This is a genomic window from Micromonospora sp. NPDC048835 (assembly GCF_040649995.1).
In the GTDB taxonomy this organism is placed as follows: domain Bacteria; phylum Actinomycetota; class Actinomycetes; order Mycobacteriales; family Micromonosporaceae; genus Micromonospora.
The window spans coordinates 88301-104241 of the sequence record NZ_JBEZGM010000016.1 but is presented as its reverse complement, the minus strand read 5'-3'; the positions used below and the strand labels follow the sequence as shown (position 1 = coordinate 104241).

General features: G+C 72.2%; 14 protein-coding genes. 2 read left to right on the top strand and 12 right to left on the bottom strand.

Annotated features, from left to right (window positions below; genetic code table 11):
• Positions 1 to 33: 33 nt before the first annotated feature.
• Positions 34 to 867, bottom strand: coding sequence for an ABC transporter ATP-binding protein (locus tag AB0C15_RS20400; protein ID WP_357354125.1), 834 nt, complete (start codon positions 865 to 867; stop codon positions 34 to 36).
• Positions 868 to 980: 113 nt separating this feature from the next.
• Between AB0C15_RS20400 and AB0C15_RS20395 the strand changes: the two genes are divergently transcribed.
• Positions 981 to 4157 carry a BTAD domain-containing putative transcriptional regulator gene (locus tag AB0C15_RS20395; protein WP_357354123.1) on the top strand — a complete coding sequence of 1059 codons (3177 nt, stop codon included), beginning with the start codon at positions 981 to 983 and terminating at the stop codon, positions 4155 to 4157.
• A gap of 41 nt (positions 4158 to 4198) precedes the next feature.
• Here AB0C15_RS20395 and AB0C15_RS20390 read toward each other — a convergent pair whose 3' ends face one another.
• The 4 genes from AB0C15_RS20390 to AB0C15_RS20375 all read right to left on the bottom strand — a co-directional run bounded on the left by AB0C15_RS20390 (position 4199) and on the right by AB0C15_RS20375 (position 8584).
• On the bottom strand, positions 4199 to 4999 hold the full coding sequence (locus tag AB0C15_RS20390; protein ID WP_357354121.1) for a trypsin-like serine protease: 801 nt from the start codon (positions 4997 to 4999) through the stop codon (positions 4199 to 4201).
• 140 nt (positions 5000 to 5139) lie between these two features.
• Positions 5140 to 6663, bottom strand: a complete 1524-nt coding sequence (locus AB0C15_RS20385; RefSeq protein ID WP_357354119.1) for a hypothetical protein — start codon at positions 6661 to 6663, stop codon at positions 5140 to 5142.
• Between the two features lie 116 nt (positions 6664 to 6779).
• The gene (locus tag AB0C15_RS20380; protein ID WP_357354117.1) at positions 6780 to 7607 is read right to left on the bottom strand and encodes an ABC transporter permease; all 828 of its coding nucleotides are present in this window, start codon (positions 7605 to 7607) and stop codon (positions 6780 to 6782) included.
• Positions 7604 to 8584 (bottom strand): ATP-binding cassette domain-containing protein, encoded by a 981-nt coding sequence (locus AB0C15_RS20375; protein WP_357354115.1) that lies wholly within the window; start codon positions 8582 to 8584, stop codon positions 7604 to 7606. The genes AB0C15_RS20380 and AB0C15_RS20375 overlap by 4 nt, the downstream gene beginning before the upstream one ends.
• A gap of 269 nt (positions 8585 to 8853) precedes the next feature.
• Between AB0C15_RS20375 and AB0C15_RS20370 the strand changes: the two genes are divergently transcribed.
• Positions 8854 to 9465 (top strand): dihydrofolate reductase family protein, encoded by a 612-nt coding sequence (locus AB0C15_RS20370; protein ID WP_357354113.1) that lies wholly within the window; start codon positions 8854 to 8856, stop codon positions 9463 to 9465.
• A gap of 547 nt (positions 9466 to 10012) precedes the next feature.
• Here AB0C15_RS20370 and AB0C15_RS20365 read toward each other — a convergent pair.
• The 7 genes from AB0C15_RS20365 to AB0C15_RS20335 are packed head-to-tail and all read right to left on the bottom strand — an operon-like array spanning position 10013 to position 15936.
• On the bottom strand, positions 10013 to 10816 hold the full coding sequence (locus AB0C15_RS20365) for a class I SAM-dependent methyltransferase (RefSeq protein ID WP_357354111.1): 804 nt from the start codon (positions 10814 to 10816) through the stop codon (positions 10013 to 10015).
• A gap of 6 nt (positions 10817 to 10822) precedes the next feature.
• On the bottom strand, positions 10823 to 11644 hold the full coding sequence (locus AB0C15_RS20360; protein ID WP_357354109.1) for an ABC transporter ATP-binding protein: 822 nt from the start codon (positions 11642 to 11644) through the stop codon (positions 10823 to 10825).
• Positions 11644 to 12387, bottom strand: a complete 744-nt coding sequence (locus AB0C15_RS20355; RefSeq protein ID WP_357354107.1) for an ABC transporter ATP-binding protein — start codon at positions 12385 to 12387, stop codon at positions 11644 to 11646. The genes AB0C15_RS20360 and AB0C15_RS20355 overlap by 1 nt, the downstream gene beginning before the upstream one ends.
• The gene (locus AB0C15_RS20350; RefSeq protein WP_357354105.1) at positions 12384 to 13394 is read right to left on the bottom strand and encodes a branched-chain amino acid ABC transporter permease; all 1011 of its coding nucleotides are present in this window, start codon (positions 13392 to 13394) and stop codon (positions 12384 to 12386) included. Before AB0C15_RS20350 ends, AB0C15_RS20355 begins: the two co-directional genes overlap by 4 nt.
• Positions 13391 to 14287 (bottom strand): branched-chain amino acid ABC transporter permease, encoded by an 897-nt coding sequence (locus tag AB0C15_RS20345; protein ID WP_357354103.1) that lies wholly within the window; start codon positions 14285 to 14287, stop codon positions 13391 to 13393. Before AB0C15_RS20345 ends, AB0C15_RS20350 begins: the two co-directional genes overlap by 4 nt.
• On the bottom strand, positions 14284 to 15477 hold the full coding sequence (locus tag AB0C15_RS20340) for an ABC transporter substrate-binding protein (protein ID WP_357354101.1): 1194 nt from the start codon (positions 15475 to 15477) through the stop codon (positions 14284 to 14286). Before AB0C15_RS20340 ends, AB0C15_RS20345 begins: the two co-directional genes overlap by 4 nt.
• Before the next feature lie 54 nt (positions 15478 to 15531).
• A complete protein-coding gene (locus AB0C15_RS20335) occupies positions 15532 to 15936 on the bottom strand; it encodes a roadblock/LC7 domain-containing protein (RefSeq protein ID WP_030490280.1) in 405 nt (134 codons plus the stop codon).
• Positions 15937 to 15941 lie beyond the last annotated feature (5 nt).

Sequence of the window (15941 nt, the reverse complement as noted above, 5' to 3'; positions counted from 1 at the left end):
GACGGTCTTTCTCTGCTGTGGGTGAGGAGTGGTTCAGACCAGGGCGCGGATCGTGTGCCGCCCGACGGGGCGGGTGGTGACCAGTCCGCTGATCGGATCGGTGGTCACCTCGATGCGGATCCCGTAGGTCTCGGTGAGGGCGTTCTCGGTGAACACCTCGGCCGGCGTGCCGGTGGCGCGGACCCGGCCCCGGTGCAGCAGGACGACCTCGTCCGCCACGGCCGCGGCCTGGTTGAGGTCGTGCAGGACGACGCCGACGGCGACGCCGTGATCGTCGGCGAGGTCACGGACCAGATCGAGGATCTCCACCTGGTAGCGCAGGTCGAGGAACGTGGTGGGCTCGTCGAGCAGCAGCACCGGGGTGTCCTGGGCCAGGCAGGTGGCCAGCCACACCCGCTGCAACTCGCCGCCGGAGAGTTCGTCGACCGGACGCTCGGCCATGGTGGCGACGCCGGTGACGTCCATGGCGCGGGCGATGGCGGCGGGACCCTCCGGATCCTCGGTGCGCCAGCGACCCCGGTAAGGGTGGCGGCCGTAGCCGACGACGTCGCGGACGGTGACCCCGCTGGGCACGGGCCGGCTCTGGGCGAGCAGGGTGACCCGCCGGGCGAACTCCCGGGCCGCGAGGCTTGCCGCCGGGACGCCGTCGGCGAGGTGCACCACGCCGGACCCGATCGGGTGCAGCCGGGCCAGGGCCCGCAGCAGAGTGGACTTGCCGCTGCCGTTGGGCCCGACGAGTGCGGTCACGGCCCCGGCGCGAAGGTCGATCACGGCATCATGCACCACCGGTACACCGTGATAGCCCAGACGGAGGTCGACGCCGGACAGGCTGCGGCCCCCGTTGGCCGACGCCAACTCGTTCTGCATGAGGTTAGGCTAACCTAACCAGGTGTCGCCGTGTCAAGCCGGTCGCGAGGCCGTGACCGGCCTCGTCGACCGGCGGTCGTCGGGTCCGTGCGCGCGTGGGGGATGCTGGGTCCGTGCACATCGCGACCCTCGGCCCACTCGCCGTCGACGGCCGGCCCGTTCGGGGCGAGCGGCTTGCGGCGGTGCTCCGCGCGCTCGTGCAGGCGCGCGGGCGGGCGGTCTCGGTGGGTGTGCTCGTGGACGTCGTGTGGGGCGGCGCGCCACCCGACGGAGCGACAGGCGCGGTCCAGGCGCTGGTGTCCCGGATCCGTCGCCTCGGCCTGCCCGTGCTCGCGGTGCCGGGCGGATACCGGCTGCCCGCCGAGGAGATCACCGTCGACGCGGTCCAGGCACGCACGCTCGTCGACCAGGCGCGCACCATGCTCCGGTGCGGCGACGTCGGTGCCGCCCGCGGCGCGGCCGACCAGGCGCGCGCGTTGTTCCCCGAGGTCCCGGATCTCGACACCATCGAGGACACCCGCCTGTTCGCGGATGTCGCCGCCCTGCGCGCGCAGGCGGCGCTCGCCGGCGCGGGCCCTTTCGACGAGGTCGACCTGGGCCGACTCGCCGCGCGTACGCCGCCGGACGAGCCGTCCGCCGCCCTGCTCGTCCGGGTCCTCGCCGCGCAGGGACGGGAGGCCGAAGCGCTGGAGGTGGTCGAGCGGCTGCGCGCCGACCTGGCCGACCGGTACGGCACGGATCCGTCGCCGGTGATCACGACCGTGCACCTGGCGCTGCTGCGGGGTGAACTGACCGCCCCGCCCGACGTGACGCGACTCCGGCCACCGGTGCGGATCACCCTGCCCGCCGCCTGGCGTCGCCCGCTGACCGCCCTCGTCGGTCGGGCCGGGGATGTCGAGGCGGTCACCGGAGCGTTCGCCGAGACGCCCGTCGTGACGATCGTGGCGACCGGCGGTGCGGGCAAGACCCGGCTCGCCGCCGAGGTGGCGCGGCGCACGGCGGCGGCCGGGCAGTCGGTACGCGTGATCGAACTCGCCGGCCTGCGCGCACCCGACGAGGTGCTGCCCACTGTGCTCGCAGCCCTCGGAGGTGCGGACACCTCGTCGACGGGTGGCAACCTCGGCCTGGAACGGCGGGTGCTCAGCCCCGAGGAACGCCTGCGCGCGGTGGCACCCGACCTCGACGGTCTGCTGGTGCTGGACAACTGTGAGCACGTCCTCGACGCGGTGGCCGCCGTCGTGGCGGACCTGGTCGCGGTGGCGTCCCCGGAGGTCGCGGTGCTCGCCACGAGCCGGGCCCCGCTGGGTCTGGCCGGCGAGCTGGTGCACCGGCTGACGGCGCTGCCCGACACCGACGCGCTCGCCGTCCTCGAGTCCCGGGCCCGGGCCGGCGGCGCGGTGCCCACCTGGGACACCGCGCGGGCACTGGCCCTCTGCCACCGGCTCGACAACCTGCCCCTGGCCCTCGAGTTGGCCGCCGCGCGACTGCGACACATGCCGATCGACGACGTGCTCGCCGGGCTCACCGACCGGTTCGCGTTGCTCGACGACGCCCTGCGCGGCCTGCCGGAGCGGCACGCGAGCCTGTGGGCGCTCGTCGACTGGAGCAGGGAACTGCTCGACGAGGACGACCGTGACCTGCTGCAACGGGTCGCGGTCGTTCCTGCGCCCTTCACCGCTGACCTCGCCGCCGCCGTCGCGCAGACCCCGGACGTCCGTCACGGCCTGGCGACACTCGTCGAGCAGTCCCTGCTGACCATGGTCGAGGGGGACGGCCCGCCGCGGTACCGGATGCTGGAAACGGTCCGCGAGTACGGCGAAGCCCGACTCGACGCGGTAGGTGCCCGAGGGGCGGCCATGGCCGGGCTGGTCGGCTGGGCCCGGGAGCAGGCCGTCGCGCTCGCCGGCCGTTTCGTCGGCCCCGGCCAGGTCGAGGCGCTGCACCGCTGCGCCGCCGAGCAGGACAACCTGCTCGCCGCCCTGCGCTGGGCGCTCGCCGAGGACGACGAGCCGGCCACCGTGGACGTCGCGACGGCGCTGTTCCACCTCTGGACGGTGCGGGGCCTGCACCTGGAGGTTCTCGGGTGGGCGCGCGGGATCTTCGGTGTCGACGATCCGGTCCGGCGACGCCGCTCGGCGATCCTGCACGGTGGTGTCGGGCGGCCACTACCCGACGCCGACCGGCTCGCCTGGCTGTGCCTGTTGACCGGGGTGAACTCCGGCATCAGCGGGGAACTCCGGCTTGCCGTGCTCGCCCGGCGGGCACTTCGGACGCTGCTCGCCGAGCGGCCCGACGAGGTGTCGTCCCGGTTGACCGCGCTCGCGTCGGCGCTGCCCGAGTTCGACGCCTCCGACGCGGATCGCAGCATGAAGGCCGCCAACGAGTTGGTCGCGCACCCGCACCCGCACGTGCAGGCACTCGGCCTGTTCGCCCGCGCCGCGGCCCGCGAGAACGGCGGCATGCCCGAGGCGTCGGTCGTCGACGCCGAGCAGGCGTACCACCGTTTCGAGGTGGCCGGTGACCACTGGGGCATGGCGATGGCGGCGGGTGCCGTCGGGCAGTTCCTCGATCCCAGCGGCGACACCGGGTCGGCCGAGTGGCTGGCGCGCAGCGTCCGCCACATGGAGATGATCGGGGCCACCCAGGACGCCCGGTCGATCCGGGTACGGCTGGACGTGCAGCTCGCCCGGACCGGTGACGGGGAGGCCGAACGACGGCTCGCGGAGACGGCTGCCCCGGGTGACGGAGAGGCGGTGGACGCCGCGGTCGCCTGCCTCGGGTTGGCCCACCTGGCCTGGCAGCGGCACCAGTACGACGAGGCCCGCGGGTACGGCGCCCGGGTGATCCGGGTCCTGAGCGGCTGGACGAGCCCGCAGCCGCAGCCGCAGGCCATGCTGCGCGTCGCGGTGGCCGTCCTGAGACTCAGGGTGGCGCAGGCGCGGCCGGTGCCGGGGGAGAACCCCGACGCGTACGCGGTTGCCCTGTTGACGCTCGCCCGCGACGACGCGCTCTCCTCGAAGGACCTGCCGATCATCGGGGCGTGGGCGCAGGGCGGTGCCGAACTCGCGGCGTACCGCGGTGACGACGAGACCGCGCGGGAACTGTTCGCGCTCGGGAGCCGGGTCGGCACCCACGTCGGGATGTTCTTCCCACCCGGCGACGCCGAACGACTCGACGCCGCCCTCGGTGACGAGGAGCGGCGCGAGTCGTTGCTTGTCGCGTGGCGCGGGCGGCCGGTCGCCGCAGCCGCCGGCCGGATCCGCGAGCTGATGGACGACCTGCTGCTCTAAGGGCTTCGGCCGCAGCCCGGCCAGTTCTTATGAAACAGGCATCAGAGGCGCTCAGCTCTGACCGGCGTGAGGTTGACCGGAATCGCCGGCCCGCTGCGCTCGCTCACGACCCGAGGCTGGGCGGCTGACGTCGAGGTCGTGGCGCTACTCGCGGCGAACACCGGCAGCCAGGCCCCGAACCGGGACAGGACGTTCTCGATGGGGTTGAAACACATCCTCCCGTTCCTCGAGGCGACCACGATCCCGATCGCCATGACCCCGTTGGCGTCCTGCCGCCAGACCGGCCCACCGCTGTCGCCACCGGCCGCCGGCACGGTGGAGCACAGGAGATAGTCGCGCATACCGTCGTCGTAGGTCAGCACCTGCCAGCTCGTCACGGCGCCTTCGGTCCACCCGGTGGTCCGACCCATCTTGCCGATGACGAAGCCCTGGGAGAGGGCGCTGTTGCGGTAGTAGCCGGTGACCCGCCCGTTGCCTGGCGACCGGCCCGTCAACGGGTCGACAACGATCTGCTGGGCGTCGTTCCCCGAGTCGAGCTGGACCAACGCTCCGTCGAAGCTGTTGTCGCCGTAGTAGTCGCCGACGTTGTCGTTCCTGATCGCGTATCCGAAGCGGGCGTCGGTGCCGTAGACGATGCGCTGAGCCGCTGGCGGTAGACCGGCGATGCCGAAACAGTGCCCAGCGGTGGCGATGAACATGCCGGACTCGCCCCGGACGGCGTAACCGCCGGTGCAGTAGCTGTTGAGGTTGTTCTTCTTTCCGAGGAACATCGGGTGCCCCGGCTTGAACATGTAACCGGCCGCGACCGCCGGTGACGCCGTCGAGGCCAGCAGCAGTGCCATGACCGCAATGGACGAGGTGATGAGTCGACGTAACACGTGGACCTCCAGAGGGTGGAACGAAGTGGTGACCGATGTCGGGTTGGCGCGTCCTCCGTCCTGTGCACGGGAGCCGTGGAGAGTTCCGGACGTCCAGCTGTCCCTCAGGACCAACGGGTGCCGCCCGCTCGGGACGTGAGTCGCGGCGTCGGTGCCGCCGTCAGCGCCGCCTCGATCGCGCCGATGAGGATCTGCTCCGCTCCGTCGGGAGATGTCGCGGTCGGTTTCCCTCTGAGGTGCCCCAACCAGCCGTAGACCGTCATCGAGCCGCCGGCGATGCCCGGGAAGTCGCTGTCGATCCCGCCGGCGTACGTCGAAGATCGCCGCGGCAGTTCGTCACTGGGCAGGTACGCGGGTACCTCGTTCGCGTAGCCGGCGAACAGCAGCCGGCTCGACGTGCCGTGTCGGGCCCGGAAGTAGACGGCGTATCCGGAGACGATCTCGCCGCCGGCCAACAGCAGTTGGAGATCCGGGTTCCCGCTGAACCGCCAGGACTGCACGGGCACCGGGATCGACGTCGCGAACGTGCCGGCCTCGATCTGCGAGATCATCTGTCGCGCGTGCCGCCGGTGGTAACCCGGCAGGCCCGTGTTCGCCGCCCGAGCGGTGTAACAGGCGCTCACCCGCCGGAGATTGTCAGCGGTCGGCGTCACGTCCAGCGGCAGGCTCACTTCCCGGTAGTGGGTCGTCGTCGGACCAGCGACCGGCCGACCCGGCCGCAGCGCGGCTGTCGTGACGGCCTGCGCGAGTTCGGTGCCCCGCAGCTCCCGCTGGGCCCAGCCCCGCCCGCCGACGGGGTCCTGGTCACCGGCCGGCCCGAGGAGGAACTGGGCGAACGCCCCGGTCGCCTGCTCGATCCGGGCGGCCGCGTCCCCCGGGTAGTCCGGGTCGAACATGGTCTGGGACCCGGCTGTGACCGGGTGGCACCCGTAGCTGAACAGCACGGCCCGGGGTTCGCCACCCGGCGTACGAGCCGTCAGGACAGGCACGTCCGCTTCGACGTACGGCAGCCCTTCCCGGTTGTAGGAGAAGTGCTGGCTGACGACCTGGTAGTCGAGGGTGCACGCGGTGCGCGGGCCGGCGAGGGTGGCACCGACCAGGTGCGCGATCCGCGCGGCCAACTGGTCGCTGTAGGCGCGCACCTCGGCCTGCTGGGCCGAGGTCATCGCGTAGGCGATGAACGGGTCCAGTTTGTCGGTGAGCACGGGGCCGTTGTGCGTGTGGGTGGCCGTGAGCGCGAAGTTCTCCGACGCCACGCCGAGGCTGAGCACCTGGCTGCGGATCGCCCGGTGCAGGCCACGAGCGAAGCCGAGGACGTCGGCGGTGACGATGACATGGGGCACGCCCGCGGACCAGAGGATCGTGCACCGCGCGAACAGCGCGGCGGCGGTCCCGGTCGACCTGCGCGGCACGTCCACCCCGTAACCGGCCAGGAAGGCGCCTGCCGTCGGGGTGATGTCGACCCTCCCGACGGACAGCTCGGTGCCGGCCGTCGCCCCGCGCGCGGAGCTGCCGACGAGGCTCTGGCCCGCGAGCGATGCGGCGACGACCGCGCCACCGGTGAGCAGGCTTCGACGTGCCACGGTCGGTCGGCGGTCACTCGGTGTGTGGCCCTCGACCGACTGCACCCGTAACTCCCCCATGGTGGGGAAATCATGTCGTACACAATTAAGTTGGTCAATAGCTGCGGACCGACGCTCGGCCACGGCGCCGGCCCCTTCGGGTGCCGACGCCGTGACCGGGGTCAGATCTTCTTGCGGTACGCGCGCAGCGCCAGCGGCATGAACAGCACCACGAAACCGGCGCACCAGGCGAGTGTCCACCACACGTGCGAGCCCAGCGGGGTGCCGAGGAACAGGCCGCGTACCGACGCCACCAGGTGGGTCATCGGGTTGACGTCCACGAACGCCCGCATCCAGCCGGGCAGGGTGTCGGCGCCGACGAACACGTTCGACGCGAAGCTCAGCGGCATGATCAGCGCGAACATGACGCCCTGCACGGCACCCGCGGTGCGCACCTTCATCGACACCAGCACCGGTAGCCAGCTCAGGCAGAGCGCGAACAGCACCGCGAGCAGACACCCGGCGATCGCCCGGAACAGGTCGGTCTCGATCCGGAAACCCATCACGTAGCCGATGGCGAGGGTCGACACGGTGACGATGACGTACCGCACGACGTCGCCGAGGACCGCGCCGACAAGTGGCGCGGAGCGGGGGATCGGCAGGGATCGGAACCTGTCGAAGATGCCCTTGGAGATGTCGGTGTTGAGGTTGACACCGATCGCGATGGCACCTGTCGCGATCGTCTGCGCCAGGATCCCGGGCAGCAGGAACTGCAGGTAGTCGTGGGTCGACCCGGCGACCGCGCCGCCGAAGACGTACACGAAGATGACGAGGAACAGCACCGGCTGCAACGTGACGTCGATGAGCGCCTCGGGCGTACGCCAGGTCTTGATGAGGCTGCGTCTGGCGAGCGCCAACGAGTGCCGGACCAGCCGGAACGGTCGTGGGTGCGCGGTGATCGTCGACAGCGCCTTGTTCCGGGTGGGTGGTGCGTCGGTAAGTGTGCTCATGCCGCGACCTCCGTGGGGCGGGTGGTGTCGTCAACGGATGCCGTCCGCCCGGTGAGGGTGAAGAACACCTCGTCGAGGCTCGGCAGGTGCAGGGAGAGTTCGGTGACCGCGATGCCGGCCGCGGCGAGGCGCGCGACGCTCTCGGTCAGCGCGGTGTCGTCGCTGACCGGCACCGCGAGGACGCCCTTGCGGATCTCGTCGGCCTGCGCGCCGGAGCCGACCTGGGTCAGGATCTCCGCGGTCCGGGGCAGGTGCGCCGGGTCGGACGGCCGGACCTCCAGGGTCTGCCCGCCGACCACCCGCTTGAGCCCGTCGGGCGTGTCGTGCGCGATCACCCGTCCGTGGTCGATCACCGTGATCGCGTCGGCGAGCGCGTCGGCCTCCTCCAGATACTGCGTGGTGAGCAGCACCGTCGAGCCGTTGCCGACAAGCGAACGGACCACGTCCCACATGTCCTCGCGCTTGGCCGGGTCGAGCCCGGTCGTCGGTTCGTCCAGGAAGATCACGTCGGGCGAGCCGACGAGGCTGGCGGCCAGGTCGAGCCGTCGCCGCATGCCGCCGGAGTAGGTCTTGGCGGGCCGGTTCGCGGCGTCGGTCAGGTCGAACCAGTCGAGCAGCTCGGCGGCCCGTCGCCGCGCGCCGGCGCGCCCCAGCTCCAGCAGGGTGCCGAACAGCTCCAGGTTCTGCCGCCCGGTCAGGTCCTCGTCGACCGAGGCGTACTGGCCGGTCAGCCCGATGCTCTGCCGAACGCGCTCGGCGTCCCGCACCACGTCGAAACCGCCGATCCGGGCGGTTCCACCGTCCGGGGTCAGCAGGGTGGAGAGGATGCGTACGGCGGTGGTCTTGCCCGCGCCGTTGGGGCCGAGGACCCCGAGCACGGTCCCACGAGGTACGGCGAGGTCCACGCCCTGCAGCGCCCTCGTCTTCCCAAACGTCTTCACGAGGCCCTCGGCCTCGATCACCAGGTCGGCTGTCATGCGTCAAGTCTGCGCGGCCCGGCTGACACCGCACTGACACGTCACCGACACCGGCTGACACGACCGCCGCGCCCACCCGAGCGGCGCACGCGAGGGCGGGGCCGGTCCACTGGATGAGCAGGAAACTGGACCTTACCGCCGGACCGGTGCGGACTTACTGTTCCCGCACGGCGTGTGCGGCGGCGCAGACCCGCCCGCGCGGCGTGTGCGGCGGCGCAGACCCGCCCGCGCGGCACCACCACCCCGGAGTGCACGACGAGGAGGACCCGATGGGCCGCACGGTGTTGAGCATGAGCGTGTCGGTGGACGGCTTCGCCGCCGGACCGGACGTGAGCGCCGAACAACCGATGGGCAGAGACGGCGAGCGGCTGCACGAGTGGCTGTTCCGCAGTGACGGGGACCGCGCCGTCGCGGCCGACGGGGTCACCCCGGTCGGAGTCGACGCCGCGCAGGTACGGGAGCGACATGCGACGACAGGTGCCGTGGTGCTCGGCAGACGGACCTTCGACGTCGGCGTGGACCTGTGGCAGGACACTCCGTTCCCGGTGCCGTGCTTCGTGGTGACGCACGAGCCACGCGACCCGATGACGATGAAGAGCGACGTCTTCACGTTCGTCGACGACGGTCTCCAGAGCGCACTGCGCCAAGCGCGACACGCGGCGGGCGACCGGGACGTCCTCATCATGGGCGGCCCCACCCTGGGAGGACAGTTCGTCAGGGCCGGGCTGGTCGACGAGATCCACATCCAACTCGTGCCGGTGCTCCTTGGTGCGGGGACGCGCCTCTTCGACCACCTCGGCACCGACCACGTCGACCTCGAACGAACCGCGGTGATCGAATCACCACACGTCACGCACCTGCGGTTCAACGTCCGGAAGTGACCACGTGACGGTGGTCGACCCGCGCAGCGGTGAAACAAAGGCGCTCGTGGAAGCGCGCGCACCGCTGACACGGGCGCCCGGGTGATCCGCGCGACCACGTCGACGAAGCCCGCGCCCGGCACGCCCCTGCGCACCGCCGCTGTCTGCCACACCACCTCGTGGATCATGGAGTTGTGGTGGGTGACAAAGGCGCTGAATGGCGCTAACTCCGGCACCACAACTCCATGATCCACGAAGTCGGCCGGTCCGCATGCCGCGATCTTGCACTTTCTGTCCCGACATAGCGGCCATTCCACGCGTATCGCCAGCCGAAAGTGCAAGATCGGCGGGGCGGGGCGGGGCGGGGTGGCGCGGGTGGGGTGGCGCGGGTGGGGTGGGGTGGGTGGGGGATCGGGGGGCTGGGCGTGGGTCGGCCGGGCTCCCCGTGGGGGAGCCCGGCCGGTGCGGTCGGTGCCTCCGTAGAGCTGTCCGGAGCGCAGCGGGGGGGAGGGCTGCGGCGGGAGAGGTACGGGCGACGCGACCGCGCTCCGCGCGGTGGTCCACCTGCTCAGCTCGGAAGGCGGCCCCGCGTGGAGACGAAGTGGTACGACATGACAGCGAACCGCGGGTCGTTGAGCAGTCGCCGGAAGGCGGTCAGTTGGTGTGGTGACAGCCCCGCGGCCAGCAGGTCCGGTTCCAACTGGCGGGAGTTGGTCTCGTAGAGCGACGTTCCGGTCGACCCGCCGGCCCAACTCTGCGAGTGGGTGATGGTGTCCAGGTCGGTCAGACCGGCGAGGGCCATCTCGGTGTGCACGTCCTGCGCCCAGCCCAGGTCGGCGCCGTGGTCCTCCAGGACGCCCATCATGGCGTCCATGACCCGCGCGAAGAGCTTCGCGGCGTCGTCGGTGGGTGCGGTCAGCACCCGTTGCGGCGCGGTGCAGTCGAACTCCTCGACCACCAACCACCCGCCGGGCGCGAGCGCACCGGTGAGCGTACGCAGGACGCGTCGCCGATCGGGAAGGTGCAGCAACACCAGCCGGGCGTGGATCAGGTCGAACGCGTCCCCGGGCGGCGCTTCGGTGCGGACGTCGTGGCGGCGTACGTGCAGGTTGCGCTCGGCCACGAGGTGTGTGGGGTCGATGTCGGTGGCCACCACGTGACCGTCGTCGCCGACCGCTCGGGCGATCCGCCGGGCCATCGAGCCGCCACCGGCCCCGACCTCCCAGCAGGTGGCGCCCGGTTCCAGCACCGGGCGGGCCAGGCGACGCGTGGTGATCGGGTCCAGGAAGGACTCCAGCGCGTGCATCTGGGGAACGGCGTCCGGTGCGCCGTTGTCGAACGTGTACGTGTCGTCGCTGGTAGCGGTTGTCATCGGTGTCTACCTCTCCGAGAAGGGTCGGGTGACTCGAGAAGGGTCGGATGGCGTGGGGGTGTCGGCCCAGAGCCGAGGGGTCGACCGGTTGGCCGGCGGCGGTGGCGCGACGGCGGCGACGCTCACCATCGCCGCCAGCGGGGCCGGGTCACGGCGGGCCTCAGCGGTCGGCCGGTCGTAGACCACCCGGCCGTACTCCAGCACCGCCACCCGGTCCGCGACCTCGATCGCGTGTTGGAGTTGCTGCTCCACGAGCAGCACCGTCAGGCCGTCGGCGGCGAGGCCGTTGACCAGTTCGCGGACCCGCGCCGCGAGATCGGGCGAGAGGCCCTCACAGGGTTCGTCGAGCAGCAGCACCCGGGGTTGGCCGAGCAGCGCGCGGGCTATCGCCAGCATCTGCTGCTCGCCGCCGGAGAGTTCGCAACCACGGTGCCGCAACCGCACCGCCAACCTTGGCAGCAGGTCGAGCGTCCGGGCGACCGTCCAGCCCTCGCCGCCGCCGGAGGCGGGAGCCCGCCACGGTGCGGCCGCCAGGTGCAGGTGTTCGGCCACGGTCAACCGGGAGAAGACCCGTCGGCCCTGCGGGACCAGGCCGACCCCGGACTGGGCGATGCGGTGCGGCTGTCGGCCGGCGACGTGCACGCCGCCGATCTCGACGCGACCGCTCGACGCTCGGACCAGCCCGGCGATGGTGTGCACGAGCGTGCTCTTGCCCGCCCCGTTGCGGCCCACCACGGCCTGGATGCTGCCCGGGCGTACCCGCAGACTGACCTCGTGCAGGACGGTTCCTCCGGCGTAACCGGCGCAGAGACGATCCACAGTGAGCATCAGGCCACCCCGTCGGCGTAGGCCTGCCGCACCAGCGGCGAGGTCCGAATCTCGTCCGGCGTACCGGCTGCCAGGGTCCGACCGTCGCGTAGCACCGTGACCATGTCGGAGAGGGCGTACACCAGGTCCAGGCGGTGTTCGACGAGCAGCACGGCGACCGCCCTGGGTAGTGCGTGGAGCACCTCGACGAGCCGGCCCACCTCGACGGCGGAGAGCCCGGCCGCCGGTTCGTCGAGGAGGAGCAGTCGGGGGCGACCGGCCAGGGCCATCGCGATCTCCAGCTGCCGCCGCTGGCCGTGCGCGAGGTGCCCGGCGGGCACCGCCGCGACGGCGGTGAGCCCCATCTGTTCCAGCAGCGGACCCGCCAGGTCCTGCCCGGTACGTCGACGTTCGCCCGGCCACCACCGCCGACGGGGAATCACCCGAGGCAGTGCGGCCACCACGACGTTCTCCGTCGCGGTGAGCGTCGGAAAGACCGCCGGGCGCTGGTGGATGCGGTTGATGCCCCGCCGCGCCCGGGCCGCCGGCCCGAGCCGACCGACGTCGCGCCCGACGAACCGCACGGTGCCGCGCTGCGCTGTCGTGGCGCCGCCGAGCACGTTGAGCAGGGTCGTCTTGCCGGCCCCGTTCGGGCCGATCAACGCGTGCCGCTGGCCGTCGTGGATGCACAGGTCCACGCCGTCGAGCGCGGCGAGCGAGCCGTACCGCACGCTGATCCCCTGGGCGTCGAGCAGGCCGGTCATCGGCGCAACTCCGGGACGCCCGCCTGTTCGGCAACGACGGGCTGGTGTGCTGGGGCCTCCGGCGGACGCCGCCGCCCCCGGGCCCGGGTCACGCCGGTGGGCAGCAGGTAGACCGTCGCCACGAACAGCGCGCCGAGCACCAACGGCGCATGGCCGGGCAGCACCCCGAACAGCCAGTCCCGGGCGGCGATGACCAACGCCGCACCCACCAGGGCGCCGCCCACCGAGGCGGTGCCACCGATGACCACACCCAGCAACAGCAGGGCGGACGTGTCGAAGCCGAAGTCGGCGGGGGAGATGTACTGCTGGGCGACGACCAGCAGCGACCCGGCGGCACCGGCTATCGCCCCGGCGGCGATGTGCGCGCCGGACACGTGTAGCGCCACCCGGTGACCGCTGGCCCGCAGCCGCGTCTCGTCGTCGCGGCCGGCACGCAGCACCAGCCCGGCCCGGGTCCGCAGCAGCACGAGCACCGCGCCGACCAGGGTGGCCCCGACGACCAGGGCGTACAGGTAGCGGGCCTGGTCACTGGCCAGCGCCGGGAGCCCCCAGAACGGGCGGACCGCGGGAATGCCGGCCAGCCCGTCCGTGCCCCCGGTCACCGACCGCCACCGCCCCAGCACGGTGACGACGAGTTCGCCGATGGCCAGGGTGATCATCAGGACGATCACCCCTCGGGCGTGCACGACGAGCGGCACGGTGAGCGCGGCCAGCAGCGCCCCGGCGGCCGCCGCGACGAGGACCTGCACGACACCGACGTCGGAGATCCGGCTGCCGACCACCGCGCAGGCGTAGGCGCCTGCCGCGTACGGTGCGGTCTGCCCCAGGGTGGGCATGCCGGCGACGCCGGTGAGCAGGGCCACACTCACCCCGACCAGGGCCAGCGCCAGCGTCCGGGCGAGGATCGCCGTGGTGTAGTCGTCGACCACCCACGGCGCCACGACCAGGCCGGCCAGGACGAGCGCCGCGACGCCGCCCCGCGCCCACCGGATCACCTCGCCGGTCATGTCGTCCGCCATCTGCCGGCCAGGCCGCGTGCCCGCACGGCGAGCACGGCCGCCATCGCGGCGAACAGCAGGAACGGCGCGGCCGACGGCAGCAGCGCCACGCCAAGCGTCTGGATCTCACCGATCGCGAGCGCGGCCAGCAGGGTGCCCGCCATGGAACCGAGGCCACCGAGGACGACGACCACCAGGGAGAGCAGCAGCACGGTGTCGGCGGTGTCCGTGCCGGGGCCGATGATGGGTGCGCCGAGGACCCCGGCCGCGCCGGCCAGCGCGCCGGCCGCGGCGAGCACCCCGGCCCGGATCCGCGCCGGGCTCACGCCCAGGCAGGCGACCATCTCCGGGTCGTCGACGGCCGCCCGGACCAGCATCCCTGCCCTGGTGCGTCGCACCACCAGGTAGAGTGCGGCGGCGAGCACCGCGGCGACGACGATGAACACCAGACGGTACGCGGCGTAGCGGTGGCCGGCGACCACCACCGACCCCTCCAGGGCGGCGGGCACCTGCACCTGCGGGTCGTCCGGCCCGAATCCGGCGACGAGCAGGCTACCGCCGGCCAGCGCCACACCGAAGGTCAGCAGCGCCTGCCTCAGGTGGTTACCGGCGGGGACCGGGGTGAGCAGGCCGGCCAGGAGCACCCCCGCCGCCGCGGCGGCAAACACACCGACCGCCAGCGCCACGGCCAGGCTCACCCAACCGCCGTCGAGCAGTGCGGCGGCGGTGTACCCGCCGATCGCGTAGAGCAGGCCGTGCGCCAGGTTGAGGATGTTGGCGACGCCGAAACAGAAGACCAGACCCGACGCGGCGACGAACACCAGCAGCCCGTAGGCGACTCCGTCCAACGCCGGGATCAGGTACGGGTCGATCCGGTTCGTGCCGGCCGCCACCGCTATCACCGGCCGACGGTCGCGAGGTCACCCACGACGGTGTTGGACAGTGCACGGCCGTCCTGGCGGACCTGCCGCAGGTACCACTTCTGCACCGGGGAGTGCGTGGTGGTGGAGAACTGCCAGGTGCCGCGCGGGCTGGCGATCTGGCCGAGTTGACTGATCGCGGTGTTGATGGCCTCAGGGGTCGGGTCGCTCCCGGCGGCGCCGATCGCCCGGTCCAGGACCGCCGCCGCGTCGTACGAGGCGAGCGCGTACGTCGTCGGCGAGCCGTCGTGCTTGGCCTTCCACGCGGCCACGAAGGCGCGGTTCTCCGCGTTGTCGAGGTCGGGCGAGTAGTTGAGCACCGAGTAGATGTCCCGGGCCGCCTCGCCCTGCGCGTTGAGCACACCGCCCTCGGTGAGGAACCCGGCCGCGTACAGCGGGACGTCCTTGATCTCGGACTGCGCGTACTGCTTGACGAAGTCGACGGCGGCGCTACCGGCGTAGAAGGTGTAGACGGCAGCCGCGCCCGAGGCCTTGATGCGGGCGAAGTACGGAAGGAAGTTGGTGGTGGTCGGGAACGGCGTGAAGGTCGTCTTGCCGTCGGCGTTCGCGAGTTTCCCGCCGATCTTGCCGAACGTGTCGGTGAAGCCGCGCAGCTCGTCCCAACCGCCCTGGTAGTCCGGGCCGATCGCGTACACGGAGCCCTGCACGTTGTCGCGGACGTGCTGGGCGATCGCCGCACCGGGCTCGTCGGAGAGGTACGACGTGTGCCAGACCCGGGAGACGTCCTTGAGCTCCGGTCGGCCGTTGGAGCCGACAAGTGGCACCTTCGTCTCGGCGAGCAGGGGGGTGACCCCGGCGACCGAGCCGCCACCGACGATGCCGGTGAGCGCGGACACCCGGTCCTGCTTGAGCAGCTTGGTCGCCGCCGGCACGGCGGTCTGGGCACCGTTGCCCTCGTCGGCGACGACGAGGTCGACCTTCCGACCGCCGAGCTTGCCGTCGTGGGTTTCCAGGTAGAGCTGGAAGCCGTCCCGGATCTCCGTACCGACCGCCTGGTACGTCCCGGACAGCGACGCGAGCAGGCCGATCTTTATCGTGCCGCCGGCGCTCGGGCCGGCGGCGTCGTCACCGCAGGCCGTGCCGGTGATCAGCACGGTGGCGAGCAGCGCGGCGGTGAGGGCACGGCTGCGCCACGGCTTGGTGAGAGGCATGACTGACTCCAGAGGAAAGGGGAAGAGGTTTCCGGCGTGGGGGCGCCGGGGTGGTCAGCGACTGCGGGCGAGCGCCGCCCGCGCAGCGGGGGTCAGCGCGTCCCCGATGCGGTTGGCCAGCTCGGTCATTTCGTAGGACACCTTGCCCACGTCGCACTCGGGGGCGGCGAGCACCAGCAGCGAGGCGCCGTCGTTGAAGGCCATCGAGAACATGAATCCGCCCTCGAGCTGCGTGACGTTGGAGATCACCGCGCCGGCGTCGAAGAAGGCCGCCGCCCCCCGCAGCAGGCTGACCAGCCCGCTACCCGTGGCGGCCAACTGGTCGGCCCGGTCCGGTGGCAGGTCGCGGGTGGCGGCCACCATCAGGCCGTCGCTGGAGATGGCGATCGCGTGGCTGACCTCGGTCGCGCGCGCGGCGAAGTTGTCCAGCAGCCAGCCGAGATCCTGTTGGTCAGTCACGTGCT

Excerpts from the sequence above, each read along its gene's own strand:
- AB0C15_RS20400 (WP_357354125.1), bottom strand. The coding sequence starts at position 867 with ATGCAGAACGAGTTGGCGTCGGCCAACGGGGGCCGCAGCCTGTCCGGC.
- AB0C15_RS20390 (WP_357354121.1), bottom strand. The coding sequence starts at position 4,999 with ATGGCACTGCTGCTGGCCTCGACGGCGTCACCGGCGGTCGCGGCCGGT.
- AB0C15_RS20380 (WP_357354117.1), bottom strand. The coding sequence starts at position 7,607 with ATGAGCACACTTACCGACGCACCACCCACCCGGAACAAGGCGCTGTCG.
- AB0C15_RS20375 (WP_357354115.1), bottom strand. The coding sequence starts at position 8,584 with ATGACAGCCGACCTGGTGATCGAGGCCGAGGGCCTCGTGAAGACGTTT.
- AB0C15_RS20370 (WP_357354113.1), top strand. The coding sequence starts at position 8,854 with ATGGGCCGCACGGTGTTGAGCATGAGCGTGTCGGTGGACGGCTTCGCC.
- AB0C15_RS20365 (WP_357354111.1), bottom strand. The coding sequence starts at position 10,816 with ATGACAACCGCTACCAGCGACGACACGTACACGTTCGACAACGGCGCA.
- AB0C15_RS20360 (WP_357354109.1), bottom strand. The coding sequence starts at position 11,644 with ATGCTCACTGTGGATCGTCTCTGCGCCGGTTACGCCGGAGGAACCGTC.
- AB0C15_RS20355 (WP_357354107.1), bottom strand. The coding sequence starts at position 12,387 with ATGACCGGCCTGCTCGACGCCCAGGGGATCAGCGTGCGGTACGGCTCG.
- AB0C15_RS20350 (WP_357354105.1), bottom strand. The coding sequence starts at position 13,394 with ATGACCGGCGAGGTGATCCGGTGGGCGCGGGGCGGCGTCGCGGCGCTC.
- AB0C15_RS20340 (WP_357354101.1), bottom strand. The coding sequence starts at position 15,477 with ATGCCTCTCACCAAGCCGTGGCGCAGCCGTGCCCTCACCGCCGCGCTG.